A 458-nucleotide genomic window follows, 5' to 3' on the forward strand; every position below is an offset into this window, starting at 1 on the left:
AGCGTTAGCAAAATCTAGCGTCAGACGTGGAAATCTGAAATTTTACAGGAGCGCAACCGCTTAAGCGGTATTTTTATGCGTTAAACTTAGTCACATCTTTTCAATGGTGGGCTGAGTGGGTCAGCCGTAAGGTTGGCTGGTCTTCCTGTAAGCCAGTTTCCACACCTGCTTGGTTCACCTCCAGAGCGTGGAAACTCTTTAGGTGATTAAACTTTTTTACAGGAATTTAATCATGAAAATCTCACAAATTACACCCGTTGACACATCAGAAAATGTTGTTATTCATTTAAATCAATTCGCAAAAATCGAACAGGCCGAGACAATCGCCCGCGCGTGTATAAACGCTCATTCGACCCATAACGATTTTATGATTATGATTTGCTGTATAGCGGATTTGTTGAGCGCGGTAATTGAAAAAACAGAATAATATAGGTAAAAAAACGGCGCGTGAGCGCCGA

Annotated in this window: 1 protein-coding gene; it reads left to right on the forward strand. The window is 41.7% G+C overall.

From position 1 onward, the window contains the following. The first annotated feature begins 232 nt into the window (after nucleotides 1-232). Nucleotides 233-427, forward strand: a complete 195-nt coding sequence (locus J3U35_RS03200) for a hypothetical protein (protein ID WP_267359523.1) — start codon at nucleotides 233-235, stop codon at nucleotides 425-427. The last annotated feature ends 31 nt before the right edge of the window (nucleotides 428-458 follow it).

Source organism: Gilliamella sp. B2717, from assembly GCF_026536675.1.
GTDB classification, from domain to species: Bacteria; Pseudomonadota; Gammaproteobacteria; order Enterobacterales; family Orbaceae; genus Gilliamella; species Gilliamella apicola_I.

Coding starts and splice junctions, on each gene's coding strand:
- J3U35_RS03200 (WP_267359523.1), top strand. CDS start 233: ATGAAAATCTCACAAATTACACCCGTTGACACATCAGAAAATGTTGTT.